At 70.2% G+C, this 15,662-nt stretch carries 18 protein-coding genes; 13 read left to right on the top strand and 5 right to left on the bottom strand.

The window, feature by feature from the left end; genetic code table 11:
* Nucleotides 1-43 precede the first annotated feature (43 nt).
* Nucleotides 44-1,588 carry a bifunctional aminoglycoside phosphotransferase/ATP-binding protein gene (locus tag HFL01S_RS22425; RefSeq protein WP_066263020.1) on the top strand — a complete coding sequence of 515 codons (1,545 nt, stop codon included), beginning with the start codon at nucleotides 44-46 and terminating at the stop codon, nucleotides 1,586-1,588.
* A gap of 19 nt (nucleotides 1,589-1,607) precedes the next feature.
* Here HFL01S_RS22425 and HFL01S_RS22420 read toward each other — a convergent pair whose 3' ends face one another.
* The gene (locus HFL01S_RS22420) at nucleotides 1,608-2,918 is read right to left on the bottom strand and encodes a hypothetical protein (RefSeq protein ID WP_066263017.1); all 1,311 of its coding nucleotides are present in this window, start codon (nucleotides 2,916-2,918) and stop codon (nucleotides 1,608-1,610) included.
* Between the two features lie 210 nt (nucleotides 2,919-3,128).
* Between HFL01S_RS22420 and HFL01S_RS22415 the strand changes: the two genes are divergently transcribed.
* The 5 genes from HFL01S_RS22415 (at nucleotide 3,129) to HFL01S_RS22400 (ending at nucleotide 6,061) form a co-directional block, all read left to right on the top strand.
* Nucleotides 3,129-4,316: an AI-2E family transporter gene (locus tag HFL01S_RS22415; RefSeq protein WP_066263015.1), complete on the top strand. Its 1,188-nt coding sequence runs from the start codon at nucleotides 3,129-3,131 to the stop codon at nucleotides 4,314-4,316.
* 86 nt (nucleotides 4,317-4,402) lie between these two features.
* On the top strand, nucleotides 4,403-4,564 hold the full coding sequence (locus HFL01S_RS24865) for a DUF1328 domain-containing protein (protein ID WP_084383572.1): 162 nt from the start codon (nucleotides 4,403-4,405) through the stop codon (nucleotides 4,562-4,564).
* A gap of 65 nt (nucleotides 4,565-4,629) precedes the next feature.
* Nucleotides 4,630-5,052 (top strand): hypothetical protein, encoded by a 423-nt coding sequence (locus HFL01S_RS22410; RefSeq protein ID WP_066263012.1) that lies wholly within the window; start codon nucleotides 4,630-4,632, stop codon nucleotides 5,050-5,052.
* A gap of 38 nt (nucleotides 5,053-5,090) precedes the next feature.
* Complete coding sequence (locus tag HFL01S_RS22405) at nucleotides 5,091-5,456, top strand: phage holin family protein (protein ID WP_066263008.1); 366 nt, start codon at nucleotides 5,091-5,093, stop codon at nucleotides 5,454-5,456.
* Entirely contained in the window at nucleotides 5,453-6,061 is a 609-nt protein-coding gene (locus HFL01S_RS22400; RefSeq protein ID WP_066263006.1) for a hypothetical protein, read from the top strand. Before HFL01S_RS22405 ends, HFL01S_RS22400 begins: the two co-directional genes overlap by 4 nt.
* Before the next feature lie 21 nt (nucleotides 6,062-6,082).
* Here the strand turns inward: HFL01S_RS22400 and HFL01S_RS22395 are convergent, their stop codons facing one another.
* Nucleotides 6,083-6,715, bottom strand: coding sequence for a response regulator (locus HFL01S_RS22395; protein WP_066263004.1), 633 nt, complete (start codon nucleotides 6,713-6,715; stop codon nucleotides 6,083-6,085).
* Nucleotides 6,716-6,993: 278 nt separating this feature from the next.
* Between HFL01S_RS22395 and HFL01S_RS22390 the strand changes: the two genes are divergently transcribed.
* The 5 genes from HFL01S_RS22390 to HFL01S_RS22370 all read left to right on the top strand — a co-directional run bounded on the left by HFL01S_RS22390 (nucleotide 6,994) and on the right by HFL01S_RS22370 (nucleotide 10,896).
* Nucleotides 6,994-7,434: a BON domain-containing protein gene (locus HFL01S_RS22390; RefSeq protein ID WP_084383571.1), complete on the top strand. Its 441-nt coding sequence runs from the start codon at nucleotides 6,994-6,996 to the stop codon at nucleotides 7,432-7,434.
* A gap of 43 nt (nucleotides 7,435-7,477) precedes the next feature.
* Complete coding sequence (locus tag HFL01S_RS22385; RefSeq protein WP_066262999.1) at nucleotides 7,478-7,786, top strand: BON domain-containing protein; 309 nt, start codon at nucleotides 7,478-7,480, stop codon at nucleotides 7,784-7,786.
* A 75-nt stretch (nucleotides 7,787-7,861) separates the two neighbouring features.
* Nucleotides 7,862-8,239, top strand: coding sequence for a response regulator (locus HFL01S_RS22380; protein WP_066262997.1), 378 nt, complete (start codon nucleotides 7,862-7,864; stop codon nucleotides 8,237-8,239).
* A 9-nt stretch (nucleotides 8,240-8,248) separates the two neighbouring features.
* Nucleotides 8,249-9,631, top strand: a complete 1,383-nt coding sequence (locus tag HFL01S_RS22375; RefSeq protein WP_066262995.1) for a sensor histidine kinase — start codon at nucleotides 8,249-8,251, stop codon at nucleotides 9,629-9,631.
* A gap of 110 nt (nucleotides 9,632-9,741) precedes the next feature.
* Nucleotides 9,742-10,896: an alpha-hydroxy acid oxidase gene (locus HFL01S_RS22370; protein WP_066262993.1), complete on the top strand. Its 1,155-nt coding sequence runs from the start codon at nucleotides 9,742-9,744 to the stop codon at nucleotides 10,894-10,896.
* A 6-nt stretch (nucleotides 10,897-10,902) separates the two neighbouring features.
* Here HFL01S_RS22370 and HFL01S_RS22365 read toward each other — a convergent pair whose 3' ends face one another.
* Together HFL01S_RS22365 and HFL01S_RS22360 are read right to left on the bottom strand one after the other, a co-directional pair.
* Entirely contained in the window at nucleotides 10,903-11,916 is a 1,014-nt protein-coding gene (locus tag HFL01S_RS22365) for a BLUF domain-containing protein (protein WP_066262992.1), read from the bottom strand.
* Between the two features lie 102 nt (nucleotides 11,917-12,018).
* The gene (locus tag HFL01S_RS22360) at nucleotides 12,019-13,275 is read right to left on the bottom strand and encodes a hypothetical protein (RefSeq protein WP_157539042.1); all 1,257 of its coding nucleotides are present in this window, start codon (nucleotides 13,273-13,275) and stop codon (nucleotides 12,019-12,021) included.
* Nucleotides 13,276-13,428: 153 nt separating this feature from the next.
* Here HFL01S_RS22360 and HFL01S_RS22355 point away from each other — a divergent pair, with 153 nt between their 5' ends.
* Together HFL01S_RS22355 and HFL01S_RS22350 are read left to right on the top strand one after the other, a co-directional pair.
* Nucleotides 13,429-13,965 (top strand): anti-sigma factor domain-containing protein, encoded by a 537-nt coding sequence (locus HFL01S_RS22355; protein WP_066262987.1) that lies wholly within the window; start codon nucleotides 13,429-13,431, stop codon nucleotides 13,963-13,965.
* A gap of 99 nt (nucleotides 13,966-14,064) precedes the next feature.
* Entirely contained in the window at nucleotides 14,065-15,264 is a 1,200-nt protein-coding gene (locus HFL01S_RS22350) for a Y-family DNA polymerase (RefSeq protein ID WP_066262985.1), read from the top strand.
* 10 nt (nucleotides 15,265-15,274) lie between these two features.
* Here the strand turns inward: HFL01S_RS22350 and HFL01S_RS22345 are convergent.
* Nucleotides 15,275-15,662, bottom strand: a 388-nt coding sequence (locus HFL01S_RS22345; RefSeq protein WP_245644894.1) for a methyl-accepting chemotaxis protein, incomplete at its 5' end; no start/stop codon positions are given.

The raw sequence follows: 15,662 nt of genomic DNA, 5'->3' as shown, positions 1-15,662 counted from the left end.
CTCTTGTCTCCTTGGTGTACTGGCAAAACGATACAGTGGCTTCATGTCCGAGCCTGTCCCGCCCCTGATTGCCGCGCTGATGCAGCCGGCGCGCTACCCGCACCCGGTCGACCGCGTCGAGCTGGTGCAGACGCACGGCGCCTGGGTGCTGCTGGCGGGCGAATTCGCCTACAAGATCAAGAAGCCGGTGCGTTTCCCGTTCATGGACTTCGGCACCCTGGGCGCGCGGCGCCACGCCTGCGAGACCGAGATCCGGGTGAACAGGCGCTTCCAGCAGCACGACCGGCCGGCCACCCACCTGTACCTGGGCGTGTGGCCCATCGTCGGCACACCCGACAACCCGCACTGGGGCGCGGCGGGCGACGGGCAGCCAGCCATCGAATACGCGGTGCAGATGCGGCGCTTCGACGAAGCGGCGCGGCTGGACCATGTGTGCCGGCGCGGGGAACTGACGGCGGAACACATGGGGGGGCTGGCGCGGCGCATGGCGGCGTTCCAGGCCCGCGCGGCGGTGGCCGGCAAGACCCAGTCCTGGAGCCACGCCACCGCGGCCATGCGCTGGCCGCGCGACAACTTCGGTACCCTGCGCACCCTGCTCAAGGACCCGGCCGACGCGGCGCTGGTGCAGTCGCTCAGCGATTGGACGGAGCAGCGCTTTGTGGCCATCGAACCCCTGCTGTCGCGGCGGCGCCAGAAGGAACGCGTGCGCGAGGGGCACGGCGACCTGCACCTGGCGAACCTGGTGCTGATCGAAGACGAGGTGCTGCCCTTCGACGCCATCGAGTTCAACGACGAGCTGCGCTGGATCGATGTGGCCAACGACATGGCGTTCTGCTGGATGGACCTGCTGGACCACGGCCAGCCGGGGCTGGCGAACGTGCTGCTGAGCGAGTGGACCGACGCCAGCGGCGACGTGTCGGCACACACCGTCTGGGGCTTTTTCGCGAGCTACCGGGCAGCCGTGCGCGCCAAGATCGCAGCGATCCGGGCGGGGCAGCTGGCCGGCTCACCAGAAGCGGATGAGCACCTGGCCGAAGCGCGGCGCTACCTCGCGCTGGCGCAGGACATCGCCCACCCGCCCGCGCCGCAGCTGGTCATCACCCACGGCCTGTCGGGCAGCGGCAAGACCTGGGCCTCGGGCCGCTGGCTGCAGAGCGAGGCGAGTGGCCGCGCGATCCGCCTGCGCTCGGACGTGGAGCGCAAGCGCCTGCACGGGATGAGCGCGCTGGCCACCAGCGGCTCAGGTCTTCACGAGGGCCTGTACCGCAAGGAAGCGAACGAAGAGACCTACGCCTCGCTGCGCGCACGCGCCCGCATGCTGCTGCAGGACGGCTGGTCGGTGGTGGTGGACGCGGCCTTTCTGCGCGAGGCCGAGCGGCGCTCGTTCGCCGAGCTGGCGCAGGCCGAGGGCTGCCCCTTCCACATCCTGGCCTGCGAGGCGCCCGCGGACGAGCTGCGGCGGCGCATCAGCGCGCGCCAGGCCTCTGGCCGGGACGCCTCGGAGGCGACGCTGGCGGTGCTGGAGCAGCAGTTCGGCTGGCTGGAGCCGCTGGACGAGGCCGAGCGGGCGCGTGGCCTGACGGCCTGAGCCCCGCGGGGCGATTCCGTCAGCGCCCGAAGATGCCGCGCAGGATGCTGCCGGCCGCGCCGGGCAGACCGCCCGAGGGCTTTTCTTCCGGTGCCGGCGCGCTGTCGCGGCCGCTGGCCATGCCCGCCATGTCCATGCCGAGCATTGCCATGGTCTGGCTCTTGGCGCGCACGCGCACCGCCCACTCGGGCTGCCAGTTGTTCGGTGCCTTGGGCGGGCGCACCGGGTGGCTGAAGTGGCTCTCGGGGCCGTAGGCAATCATGCGCAGCATGGCGCCGCCCGCCTCGGCCCGGCCGCCGCCGCCCTGCCCGCCCGCGAAGATGCCCTGGGGCACGGCGCACTGCGTGGTTTCGGGCGAGAGCAGCACCTTGTCCTTCACCCACTTGGTGGCCGTGGTCTCGGTGAGGTAATCGAACAGGCCCAGACCCGCGTCGCCGTTGTCGGCGCTGGACCAGAGCACCATGTCATCGCCCGCCATGCCCATGGCGTGCAGGTGGTAGGCGGCCGCGCGCGGCACCGGCTGCCAGGACAGGCGGATGCTCTGCGCCGGGTCGCCCTGCTGCTGCAACTGGATGGCGGGCATCAGGTCCTGCCGCTCGGCCAGGGTGAACTGCATCGACTCGGGCACGCCCTCGCCGCGCACCTGGTGCACGCCCTGCAGAGAGGTGTCGGCCTTGGGGTTCACCGTGTTCTTCTCGTTCGGGTAGAGCGCGTGCTGCGCGCCCACGCGGGCGGCGCGCTCGGGCGCCATGCGGCCGGCCAGCGCACCCGCCCACGCCGCCGGGTTGTTGGAGAGGTTGATGACCTTGGGCTGGCCGGCGCGCACCGCCTCGCCGCAGCCCCAGTAGATGAGGATGCGGCCCTTGATCTCGGGCACCTCGGTCGGGCCGCCCTCGCCCGCTTCCTTGAAGCTGGGGCTGGGCGGCACGAGCGGCAGCGACTCGCCCATGCCCATGGTCAGCGGCACGAAGAGCGCGGCCTCGGTGCCGGGTTTGCGCGGGTTGTAGAGCGCCACGTCGATCACGCGGCTGGGCGGGAAGGCGCCGGTCAGGCCCGGCTGGCTGCCCTGCTGGATGAAGCGGCCGCTGGCGTGGCCATAGACGTGCGAGCCGCCACCGCCCTTGCCGCCACCGAACAGCCCGCTGATGACGCCGCCCACGCCGCCCTGCATGAACTCGGGCATGCCGGTCATGGTGGAGGTGGACAGGTCGATCCAGAGCTGGGTGGGTGCGGTCTGGGCCTGTGCCGCCAGCGGTGCGCACGCCAGCGCGGCGACCGCCGCCAGGGGTTGAAGGGATTGGACAAGCTGCTTCGAAAAACGCTGCACCATGGGGTTCCTCCGTTGCGGACGACGGCCTGCAAAACCATGATACGCCGCGCCCCTGGCGCTTCCAAGACGGCGTCGGGCACCACATTCCCCCGGGCAAGGCATGCGGCCGCGGTGTCGGCGCTGTCCGACACGGCGGCGCGGGTGCGGCCGACAAGCCGACGCGGCCGGCGACCGGAACATCCGGTCACCTGCGACCTCCGGACCCTTGCCATGAACATTCCCCCCACGGTCATTTCCACCACACCGGCCCCCACCCAGCCGGTGATGCCCGGCGTGCAGCGCTTCGTGCTCTGCGGCGCGGCGCTGGCGCTCGGCATCCTGGGCCTGCACTTCGGCAAGGCGCTGCTGATTCCGCTGGCGCTGGCGGCGCTGCTGGCGTTCGCGCTCGACCCGGCGGTGAACTGGCTGCAGCGCCTCCGGCTGCCGCGGGGTCTGGCGGTTGGGGTGGTGATGACGATGGCTGTGGCCGGGCTGCTGGGCGCAACGGCCGTGGCGACCGTGCAGGTGGGCGAACTCGGGCAGGAGCTGCCCACCCACCGCCAGAACATCCAGAAGAAACTGCGCGAGCTGCGGCCGGCGCTGACGCCCTCGGGCACCACGCGGGAGGTGACGCGGCTGATGGACATGGTGGCGCGCGAGGTCGAGACCACCACGCGCGCGTTCGAGCCCCCGGGCACCGCAGCGCCCAAGGTGCAACAGGTGGCGGTGGAAACCCGCAGCAGCAGCGAACGCACCATCGACCTGGTGATGACGGTGGGCGTGCAGCTGGCCACGGTGGCCTTCGTGCTGATCCTGGCGGTGATCATGCTGCTGCAGCGCGCCGAGCTGCGCGACCGCCTGCTGCGGCTGCTGGGCGGCGACACGCCGCGCATGGCCGAGGCGCTGACGGAGTCGGGCCGGCGCGTGAGCCGCTACCTCACCGCGCAGCTGATGGTGAACCTGGGCTATGGCGTGCCCATGGCCCTGGGGCTGTGGTGCATCGGGGTGCCGGGTGCCTGGCTGTGGGGCGGCCTGGCCACGGTGCTGCGCTTCGTGCCCTACCTGGGGCCGGCGCTGGGTGCGGTGTTCCCGCTGGTGCTGGCGTTCGCGGTCGACCCCGGCTGGTCGATGGTGCTGTGGACGCTGGGCCTGATCGCCACGCTGGAGCTGGTCAGCAACAACGTGGTGGAGCCCCTGGCCTACGGAGGCTCCACCGGCGTCTCGCCGCTGGCGGTGCTGCTCTCGGCCGCGTTCTGGGCGCTGCTGTGGGGGCCGGTGGGGCTGGTGCTGGCCACGCCGCTGACGGTGTGTCTGGTGGTGATGGGCCGGCACCTGGCGCCGCTGCGTTTCCTGGACGTGCTGTTCAGCAGCGCACCGCCGCGCCAGGCGGTGTCGGCTCCGTCCTACACGCCGCGCTGACATTGGCCGACACCGGCGCCCGCGACCCGCGCGCACACTGAATCCATCGCAGCCGTGGCGCTGCGGTAACCAACCAGGAGATCGCCATGCTGCATTACGCCGTTGTGTTCTTCGTGATCGCACTGATCGCAGCCGTGCTGGGCTTTGGTGGCATCGCCGCCAGCGCCGCCGGCATCGCGAAGACTCTGTTCTTCGTGTTCCTGATCATGGCCGCGGCCACCTTCGTCTTCGGACTTTTCAAGCGCTGACGGGCGTTCACACCGCCCGGTTTCATTCCCTTCCATCCCCTTCCCTTCAACCACAGGAGATTCCTATGAGCACCAAAGTCAAGACCGCCATGGACAACGCCCAGGACATGATCGAAGCCGGTGTGGACACCGCACAGCAGGCCGTGGCCCGCACGGCCGACCGGGCTGATGAGCTGATGAGCGATTCGCGCCGCGCCGCGGCCGAGGCGGAAGCCAGCATCCAGGCCGGCCTGCGCCAGGTGCGCGACGCCGTGCCGGTGCACCTGAACCGCGCCGCCCACCGCGCCGAAGACCTGGCCCGTGCGGGCATCGACAAGGCGCGCGCCGCCGGCACGGTGGTGGCCAACAAGGCCCACGAGGTGGGTGAGCGCACCACCGACTACGTGCGCCAGGAACCCGCCAAGGCCCTGCTGATGGCCGCCGCCGCGGGCGCCGCGGCCACGCTGCTGGTGACCTGGGCCGCTCGCCGCCGCAGCGAGCGCTACTGACACCGGCCAGGGCCCGCACGGTGATACACCCCGCCTTCATGGCCCTGGCGCGGCAGCCCGGCCTGGTGCTGGAACACGCCGACGCCTATGTGGACCTCGCCTCGGCCGAGCTGGACGAGTGGGGCACGCAGTGGAAGCACCGTGCCGGGCTGAACAGCGCCGCCGCCCTGCTGGCGGTGCTCGCCCTGGGCCTGGCGGGTGTGGCGGGGATCGCCGCGGCCGTGGTGCCGCTGCAGGCCATGCCCATGCCCTGGCTGCTGGTGGTCATCCCCGCGGTGCCGCTGCTGCTGGCGGCCCTGCTCGCCTGGCGAGCGCACCGCCTGGAAAAGTCGCCACCCTTCGCCGCCCTGCGCCAGCAAATGGCGCAGGACCTGGCGACGCTGCGCATCCTGGACGAAGAATGAACCCGCAACCCCCTTCGCCCGAACGCCCGCCGACGGCCGCCCAGCGCAAGGCGCTGGCGCTGGCGCGTCTGGACGCCTCGCGCACGCAGCTGATCCAGCGGCTGTACCCGGCGCCGTCGGACCGTGGCGCTCACGCAGCCGCCGGTGATGCGGGTGCCGTGGGCCTGGTGGCTTCTCTGATGAATGTCCTGATGGCCCGCGCCCAGCGCGACGGCCTGCCCCGGGCCGCCTGGCGCACCGCGCGTGCGCTGGCGCGCCGCTGGTGGACGCGCCAGCCCTGGCACGCGTCGGTGGAGCTGGTGGCGGGCACCCTGGCCGACGAGGTGAAGCCGGTGGTGCGCCGGCACCCCTGGGCCAGTCTGGCGGCGGCTGCCGCCGTGGGCGGCGCCTTGATGATGGCCCGGCCCTGGGTGGCGCACTCGCTGCGCCGCCAGACCCGCGACCTGCCCCACCGCGTGGGCCGCATGCTGTGGCAACAGCTGGCGCAGGCGCCGGTGCAGCTGGCCCTGCTGGGGGCGCTCACGGCCTGGCTCAAAGACAGGGGCCAGGACCGGAGCCCGCCCCCATCACCCGCACCACCCCCACCGCACGCCGACGGCCCCTGAGGCCGGCCGGCGCCAGCGGGCTCACTGGATCAGGCCGTTGGTCATCGCGTAGTAGGTGAGTTCGCTGTTGCTGGAGAGCTTGAGTTTTTCCAGCACACGGGTGCGGTAGGTGCTCACCGTCTTCACGCTCAGGAACATCGCCTCGGCCATGGCGCCGATGGTCTCGCCCTTGGCAAGCCGCAGGAACACCTGCAGCTCGCGCTCGGACAGCAGCTCGTGCGGCGGCCGGTCCAGGCCGCCGGCCACACCTTCGGCCAGCAGCGTGGCCACCGCCTGGCTGATGTACTTGCGGCCCATGGACACGGTGCGGATGGCCAGCACGATCTCGTCCGGCTCGCACTCTTTGTTCAGGTAGCCGCTGGCGCCCACGCGCAGCAGGTTGGTGGCGTAGTGCGCCTCGGGGAAGCCGCTGAGGATGAGCACGGCCAGGTCGGGGAAGCGGGTCTTGATGGCCTTGAGTGCATCCACACCGCTCTGGTCGGGCATGGAAATGTCCAGCAGCAGCACGTCCACCTCGCCAGAACGGGCCAGCTCCAGCGCCTCGGCGCCGTTGGTGGCTTCGCCCGTGACGCGCAGGTCCACGTGGTCGGCCAGGTACTGCCGCAGCCCGGCCCTCACCACCGCGTGGTCGTCGACGATGCCAATCCGGATCATGCGTTCTCCTTGTGTCCTGGGGTCTCTCGTGCGTGCCGCCCGCAGGCGGCTCGACCAATGTAGCGCGGGGTCGCAGCCCTGTCCGTCAGACAGTTCCTACACCCCTCCGACAGCCGGGCGGGGCGATGTCCTACAGCGGCACAGGGGCCCGACCGACAGTCCGCGGGCGCTGCGTTTTCTACAGTGACCACACAGCGCGGCGAGTCCTTCGCCCTGGCTGTTCCGGGTCGGTCCACGCAGAGGCCCGGCCTTCCGCCAACCCATTCAAGGAGCACGAGATGAAACTTTCCAACCGAGCACAAGTGGTCATCGCCACCACCGCCGTCCTGCTGTCGCTGACCGCCTGCGGCCAACAGGAAGACGCCACGGTCGGCCAGAAGATCGACGGCGCCATCAACAGCACCGAGCAGGCCGCGCAGCAGGCCAAGCAGGACATGGAGAGCACTGCTGCAGACATCAAGCGCGAAGGTGAACAGGCCGTCCAGTCCGTGGCCACCACGGCGACGGACATGACCATCACCACCAAGGTCAAGGCGGCGCTGGCCGCGGACGACCAGCTCAGCGCCCTCAAGATCGAGGTCGACACCGTGCAGGGCGTGGTGTCGCTGACCGGCCCGGCGCCCACCGCCGAAGCCGCCGACCGCGCCACCACGCTGGCCAAGGCCGTCGAAGGCGTGACCGATGTCCAGAACAAGCTGGTGGTGGGCGGCCAGGGCTGACCCTGAGCCCACCACCGATCACCCCAACACCCAGGAGATCCACATGTTCAAGACCATCGCCCTCGCCTCGGCCCTCGCGCTGGGCACCGTCACCATCACCGGCTGTGCCGTGGCGCGCGACCAGCAGACCGTGGGGTCCTACATCGACGACACCACCATCACCACCCAGGTCAAGGCACGCTTCGCCGAAGACCCGACCGTCAGCGCCATGTCCATCAAGGTGGAAACGCTCAAGGGCGTGGTGCAGCTCTCGGGCTTCGCCAAGAACAGCGCCGAGCGCGACCAGGCCGAAACCATCGCGGCCAACGTGAAAGGTGTCTCGCGTGTGACCAACGACATCATCGTGAAATAAAGTGTGTCAGACACGTCCTACAGCGGTGGCCACGCACAGTGGCTATCGTTGCAGGACTTTCCAGGCCCGTGTTCCATGCCGACCCTCAGCGCATTCATCGTCGAAGACAACCCCACCATCCTCAGCAACCTGGTCGCGACCCTGGAGGAACTGACCAGCGTCCGGATCGTGGGGTCTGCGCCGTCCGAGGAGGCCGCGGTGCGCGGGCTGCACGAACATGCCACCGACCTGGACCTGGTGATCGTGGACATCTTCCTGGCCGCCGGCAGCGGCCTGGGTGTGCTGGAGGCGGCGCAGGGCATGCAGATGCGCGCCCAGCGCGTGGTGCTCTCCAACTTCGCCACCCCCGAGGTGCGGCGGCGCTGTCTGGCGCTGGGCGCGGCCGAGGTGTTCGACAAGTCCCGCGACCTGGACGCCCTGATCGACTATTGCGACAAGCTGGCCGAGGTCTGAGACTGCCGCATGCCCCCGCCCCCCAGCCTCACACCCGACACCGAGCGCGTGCACCGCATCCGCAACCGTTTTGAAGTGGCCGCCCGTGGCCGCTACACCATGCCCATCGTGATCGCCCTGGGGGTGTTCGGCATGGTGGTCAACGAGAGCGCCTACCAGCACTCCGAAGCCACGCTGGACAACGGCATCGCGCTCACCGACGCCCGGGTGAAGTCGGCCGAGACGCTGCAGCGGCTCACCGAGGTGGGCCTGTATGCACGCTCCTACATCCTCACCGCCAGCCCCCAGGAGGCGGCCCGCTACCGCGCGGCGGTGGAGGAGCTGCACGTGGTCAAGGACAGCGCCTTCGCCCTGCTCACTCGGGAAGTGCCGGAGGAAACGGTGTCGGTGGAGCCGATCGAGCGCCTGATCGACGAACACGTCCGCACCACCGATTCCTGGATGGACATGGTGGCGCGCGGCGAGCGCGCCCCGGCCATCGCCGCCGCCGCCAGCAGCGCCAGCCTGGAGCGGCGCAACGCCCTGCGCCAGGCCTTTGCCGAGGTGCTGGAACAGACGGCTGCCGTGCAGCAGACGGCGCGCGTCAACCTGTACGACGCGCTGATGATCAACCGCGTGGCGGTGCACCTGCTGGCGCTGGCCACCATGCTCGGCCTGTTCCTGTTCCAGCGTCAGCTGCACCGGGGCGACCGGCAGATGCTCGAAGAAGGACAGCGTCTGGCGGCCCGGGTGAAGGAACGCACCGCCGAGCTGACCGAAATGGCCACCCACCTGGTCAACGCCCGGGAGGACGAGCGCGCCCACATCGCCCGCGAACTGCACGACGAGATGGGCGGGCTGCTGACGTCGATGAAGCTGGACTTCGCCCGTCTGCGCCGCCAGCCCGACCTCCCACCCAAGACGGTCGAGCGCATCCAGGCGATCGAGGCCCGGCTGGGCGAGGGCATCGCCCTCAAGCGCCGCATCATCGAGGACCTGCACCCGTCCGCGCTGACGCAGCTGGGCCTGGTGCAGGCGCTGGAGATCCTGTGCCGCGAGATGGGCGAGCGGCTGGACAAGCCGGTGCACGCCGAGCTGCAGGACGTGGCCCTGGACAAGCCGGCGCAGCTCGCGCTCTACCGCATCGCGCAGGAGTCGCTGACCAACATCGGCAAGTACGCCGGCTGCACCGAGGCCCGGGTGCGCCTGCAGGCCGATGGCGCCACGGTGCGGCTGAGCGTGCACGACAACGGCAAGGGCTTCGACCCGCAGCGCGTGCCGCACGGCCGCCACGGGCTGCTGGGCATGCGCGTGCGGGTGGAATCGCACGGCGGCGAGCTGCGGGTGGACAGCGCGCCAGGCGCGGGCACCACCATCGTCGCCACGCTGCCGTCCAGGCCGGCGCAAGGCTGAGCCGGCCCGGCTGCGCAGCAAATTTCAAAACCGAAAAGCGGTTTTCAATGTGCGGCGGCGGGCTGCGCCGCTACGATCCGGTGCATTCAAGCCCACCCCGGAGACAACCCATGCCCGTGATCACCAACATCGAAGACCTGCGCGTACTGGCCGAAAAGCGCGTGCCGCGCATGTTCTACGACTACGCCGATTCCGGCTCGTGGACCGAGGGTACCTACCGCGCCAACAGCGACGACTTCCAGAAGATCAAGCTGCGCCAGCGCGTGGCGGTGAACATGGAGAACCGCACCACCGCCACCAAGATGGTGGGCCAGGACGTGAAGATGCCGGTGTGCATCGCGCCCGTGGGCCTGACCGGCATGCAGAGCGCGGATGGCGAGATCAAGGCGGCCAAGGCGGCCGAGCGCTTCGGCATTCCGTTCACGCTGTCCACCATGAGCATCTGCTCCATCGAAGACATTGCGGCCAACACCACGGCGCCGTTCTGGTTCCAGCTCTACATGATGCGCGACCGCGAGGCGATGGCCCGCATGATCCAGCGCTGCAAGGTGGCCAAGTGCAGCGCGCTGGTGCTGACGCTGGACCTGCAGGTGATCGGCCAGCGCCACAAGGACCTGAAGAACGGCCTGACCGCGCCGCCCCGCCCCACCATCGCCAACATCATCAACCTGATGACCAAGCCGCGCTGGTGTCTCGGCATGGCGGGCACGAAGCGCCACAGCTTCGGCAACCTGGTGGGCCACGTGAAGGCAGTGACCAACATGAAGTCGCTGGCCTCGTGGACCAACGAGCAGTTCGACCCGACGCTGTCGTGGGAAGACGTGGCATGGGTCAAACAGCAGTGGGGCGGCAAGCTGATCCTCAAGGGCATCATGGACGTGGAAGACGCGAAGCTGGCGGTGCAGAGCGGCGCCGACGCCATCGTGGTGAGCAACCACGGCGGCCGCCAGCTCGACGGCGCGCCCAGCAGCATCGAGGCGCTGCCGGCCATCGTGGCGGCCGTGGGTGACCGGATCGAGGTCTGGATGGACGGCGGCATTCGCAGCGGGCAGGACGTGCTCAAGGCCTGGGCGCTTGGCGCACGCGGCACCATGATCGGCCGCGCCATGGTCTATGGCCTGGGCGCGATGGGTGAAGAAGGCGTGCTCAAGGCGCTGCAGATCATCCACAAGGAGCTGGACATCACCATGGCCTTCTGCGGCCACACCAACATCCAGAACGTCGACAAATCCATCCTGCTGCCGGGCACCTACCCGACAGCCTGAGCGGTTTCAGGTCAGCGCGTCGAGGACTCGTTTCAGAGCCCACCACAGGGTGGCCATGTCGTGGGCCCGGTCGCCGGTGCGCGCCTCGACCCAGCGCAGGCCGCGCGCTTCGGTGGTGCTGCGCAGCGAGTCGCTGAACCAGCTGTCGGCCCCCAGGCCCACGATGACCGGCTGGTGGGCCACGTGCTGGGAGGCGGTCAGCAACCGGTCCAGCAGGTGTTCGTTGCGCTCGGGGTCGGTGTCCAGCACGATGACAAGGGCCGCGTAGTCGGGCAGGAAGGCGTGCGTCATGCCCATCGCCAGCCCCTTGCGGGCGTTGGCGATCAGCCGCCGCCCGGCCGCGGCCTGTTGCGGCAGGTCGAGGTAGTCGCTTTCCACGTCCAGCGCGTCGCGCGCCGCACCGGCAAAACGCCGATGCACCACCGCCCGCTTTTCGCGGGTGGCCAGCCAGTGCAGCAGGTCGAAGGCGTCGGTGCGGGCGGCCGACATCATCATCACCCGCTGGTAACGGCCCTCGCTCGCGGCGGCCACCTCGACATGGCCCGGCAGCGGTGAACACAGGCTGCGCCAGACGCTGGCCGGCTCGTAGCCCTTGCCCTTCTGGTGGCGCTCGTGCAGCGCCATCACGCGGCGCGCGAACTCGCCGGTGCTCTCGGTGGCCTCGGCGATGGAGCCGATCCAGGGCTTGAACAGCCGCGGCTTGCCCACGCTCTCGTGCACCACCCGCAGACTGCGGTGGCGCGGGTCGAGCGCGACGCGCTCCATCAGTGCCTGGATGCCGTCGGGTGGCCCCTCGATCCACTCGACGAACCAGCCGCAGCGGTGCATCAGCGCGACGCGGATGTTGTGCTCCTGGTTGTTGACCACCGCGTGCTCGCGGATGCGGCGCATCTCGTCGAGCACCGGGCCGTCGACCTGGCAGATGCTGGCGTAGATCAGCCGGCCCAGGTCCTGGCGCGACAGCTCACTGCCGCTGTAGGGCCAGTCGGTGTTGTCGGGGTCCTGGGGCAGGGAGCTCATGAGAAATTGTCCCCTGTAACCAGCGGACGATCACGCACCACCTGTGCAGGATGTCATGCCTGCAGGGGTTTTGACGCAGCGGCGGCGGGCGCCACCCCGCAATCAGAGGCTGGCGGGCTGGGTCTCGGCCAGCCAGGGCGACAGCGCCACCGGGGCGTCCGGCCGCGGCACCCAGTTGCGTCGCAGCGCCCGTTCGGGCTCGTCGTGCGCGCGCAGGGCCAGCTGTTCGGCCAGGTTGATGATGCGGACCGAGGCCGATTCTTCGGTGCCGGCCGGCACGTCGACCACGCCGATGGCCACCTCGGGCTGGAACGGCAGCGACAGCGGATCGGGCCCGACGCTGACCGACATGCGCAGTTCGCGCAGCACGCGTTCGGTCACCAGCTCGGCGCGCGTCGGGTCCTGCACGGCCGAGATGGCCAGCACGAAGCAGCGCTGGTGGTACAGGCCCACGACGTTGCGGAAGCCCACCAACTGGCGGATGCGCGCGGACAGCGCCACGAGGATTTCCCCCTCCGGGTTCATGACCGGCGACTCGCGGTAGGCGTACAGGTTGGACACCGACACCGCGGCCACGAGACAGGGCCGGCCCATGCGCTGGCTGCGCCAGAGCGCGTCCTCTACCCGGGCCACCAGATGGGCACCGCCCGGCAGGGCGGCCGAGGCCATCGCGGGCACCTGGCCGGCGGCCTGGCGCCGGAGCTGCCGGAAGTGGCGGCTGCGCATGCGCACCAGCACCACCACGGTGGTGAAGTAACCGACAGTGGCCAACGCGGTGAGCGCCCAGTAGGCGTTGCCCATGTCCATGCCCAGGCCCTTGGCATAGAGCCCGGCGGTCATCTGGGCCAGGCAGAGGCAGGCCAGCACCATCCAGCGCGAGAGCTGGTCGCCCAGCGTCACGCTGCGCACGGCGATCAGCACCCCCATGAGCACCGCCAGGCTGTTGACCGCACCCGTCAGCAACAGCACGGTGTCGGCCGGCACACCCGCCACCACCAGGCCCAGCAGCACGAGGGTGCCGGTGATCAGCACCGACGCACCCGGCCCCATGATGCGGCGCACCAGCAGGTCTTCGCGGCGCAGGCCCGACCACAGCCCGAGGTAGGTCATCGCCAGCGCGCCACACAAGGGACCAATCGTGGCCTTCAGCGGCAGCCAGTCGATGTGGTTCCAGGCGGGCCACAGCGCCTCGGGCAGGCCCGACATCAGGATGCAGGCGCCGCCCGTGAGCACCAGACTCAGCCACGAGCGGGCCGACGGAACGCTGGGCCGGGTGGCCACGTCGAGTGTGGCCGCCATGGCCAGCGTCAGCAGGACACCCGCCATGGCAGACCAGATCGCCACTTCTAGAACTTGCATGGCTGGCAGTGAAGGAGGAAGGACTACCGCTTCTGTAGCAACGGATGCGCACGCCGCAGGCGGTGGACGGCGTTCAGACTGCGGCGCAGTGTACCGCCGGCAGTGTCTGGCCGTGCCCGCAGCCCCCCGTCCCCTCGCGGGCATACTTCCGGCATGAACGATCCGCACACTGTCCAGACCGACACCCCCCGCTCCCCCGCCAGCCGCCGCGTCTCGCCGTGGTGGCGCGCGCTGGCCATCGTCCTGCTGCTGGCGCTGATGCTGGGCTGGGCCGCCAGCGCCAGCCTCTACGAGCAGCTCAAGGCGCAGGTGGGCCACCTGCAGGACAAGGTGGCCAACGTGCCGCAGATCCGCCACATCGCGGTGCTGCTGGACGACAAGGGCGCCGCAGCCATGCTGGTGACCATGGACCCGCAGACCGGTGTGCTGCAGCTGCAGCGCCTGAACGAGGTCAAGGAAGGCCGCGAGGACAGCATGCAGCTGTGGGCGGTGAAGGACGGCCAGCCCCCGCGCTCGCTGGGCGTGATCGAGAGCAAGTTCAAGACCCTGCAGCTGCCCGCGCAGGAGGCGGCGCTGGCCGGCGTGACCGAGCTGGCGATCAGCGTCGAGGACAAGGGCGGTGTGCCCGAGACCCAGGGCCCCCGCCTGCCCTGGCTGTTCAAGGGCGCCCTGGTGCACAAGGCCATATAAGGGCCGCGCTGAGGGGCGGTTTCGGCCGCGCCGCGGCGCTATGCTCGCTGCACCGTGACCGAGCCAGCGCCCCGTCCCCGCCGCATCGCCCACCTCGACATGGACGCGTTCTACGCGTCGGTGGAGCTGCTGCGCTACCCGCAGCTCAAGGGCCTGCCCATGGTGATTGGCGGCGGGCGCCGGCGCGAGGCCGAGATGTTCGAACGCCTGCGCCAGACCTACCCCGAGCGGGAATGGGGACCGGCCACGCTGGACCGCATCCCGGTGGACTTCTTCCCGCGCCTGAAGGACTACACCGGACGCGGCGTGGCCACCACCGCCACCTACGCGGCGCGGCAGTTCGGCGTCGGCTCGGCCATGGGGCTGATGAAGGCGGCCAAGCTGTGCCCCGACGCGATCCTGCTGCCGGTGGACTTCGAGGAGGTCAAGCGCCTCTCGCGCCTGTTCAAGCAGACCATCCTGGAGATCGCGCCGGTGATGCAGGACCGCGGCGTGGACGAGGTCTACATCGACTTCACCGACGTGCCCGGCGGCCAGCGCGAGGGCGGGCGGGTGCTGGCGAGGCTGATCCAGAAATCCATCTTCCAGGCGACCGGCTTGACCTGCTCCATTGGCGTGGCGCCCAACAAGCTGCTGGCCAAGATGGCGAGCGAATTCAACAAGCCCAATGGCATCAGCATCGTGCGGCCGGAAGACCTGGAAAGAATGATCTGGCCCCTGCCCTGCCGCAAGATCAACGGCGTCGGCCCCAAGGCCGACGCGAAGCTGCAGAGCCACGGCATCCACACCATTGGCGAGCTGGCGGCGCGCGAGAAGCACTGGCTTGTCGAGACCTTCGGCAAGAGCTACGGCGCCTGGCTGCACGACGCCGCCTGGGGCCGCGACGACCGGCCGGTGGAAACCGAGAGCGAGCCCGTCAGCATGAGCCGCGAGACCACCTTCGACCGCGACCTGCACGCGGTGCGCGACCGGGCCGAAGCGGGCGCCGTGCTCACCCGGCTGTGCGAGCAGGTGGCGGCCGACCTGCAGCGCAAGGGCTACACCGGCCGCACCATCGGCATCAAGATCACCTTCGACAACTTCGAGAAGGTCACGCGCGACACCACCATAGCCGTGGCCACCGCCGACGCCGCGGTGATCCGCCGGCACGCGGGCCTGTGCCTCAAGCGGGTGGACCTGTCCCGGCGCTTCCGGCTGCTGGGCGTGCGGGTGGGCAAGCTGGTGACGGCCGGGCAGGCCGCGGCCCAGGCGCCATCGGGCGCGCCCGAGCCGGAACCGGTGATCAGCCAGTTGTTCTGAAACCGCCGACTCAGGCGCCGAGGTGGAAGGTCTTGACCACCTCGGTCAGCCGGTGGGTCTGCTGCTGCAGGCTGGCCGCCGCAGCGGCGCTCTGCTCCACCAGAGCCGCGTTCTGCTGGGTGGACTGATCAAGCTGGCTCACCGCATCGCTGACCTGGCCGATGCCACTGGTCTGTTCGATGGTGGACGCGCTGATCTCGCTGATCAGGTCCGACACGCGGCGCACCTGCGAGACGATGTCGTGCATGGCCTCGCCGGCCTGGTTGACCAGGCGCGACCCTGCCTCCACCTTGTCCACGCTGGCTCCGATGAGCGCCTTGATCTCCCGGGCGGCCTCGGCGCTGCGCTGGGCCAGCGTGCGCACCTCGCCGGCCACCACCGCAAATCCACGGCCCTGC

The organism is Hydrogenophaga flava NBRC 102514, assembly GCF_001571145.1.
In the GTDB taxonomy this organism is placed as follows: Bacteria; Pseudomonadota; Gammaproteobacteria; order Burkholderiales; family Burkholderiaceae_C; genus Hydrogenophaga; species Hydrogenophaga flava.
Note: the sequence above shows the minus strand (reverse complement) of the source record. Positions and strands in the feature narration are given on the sequence as shown.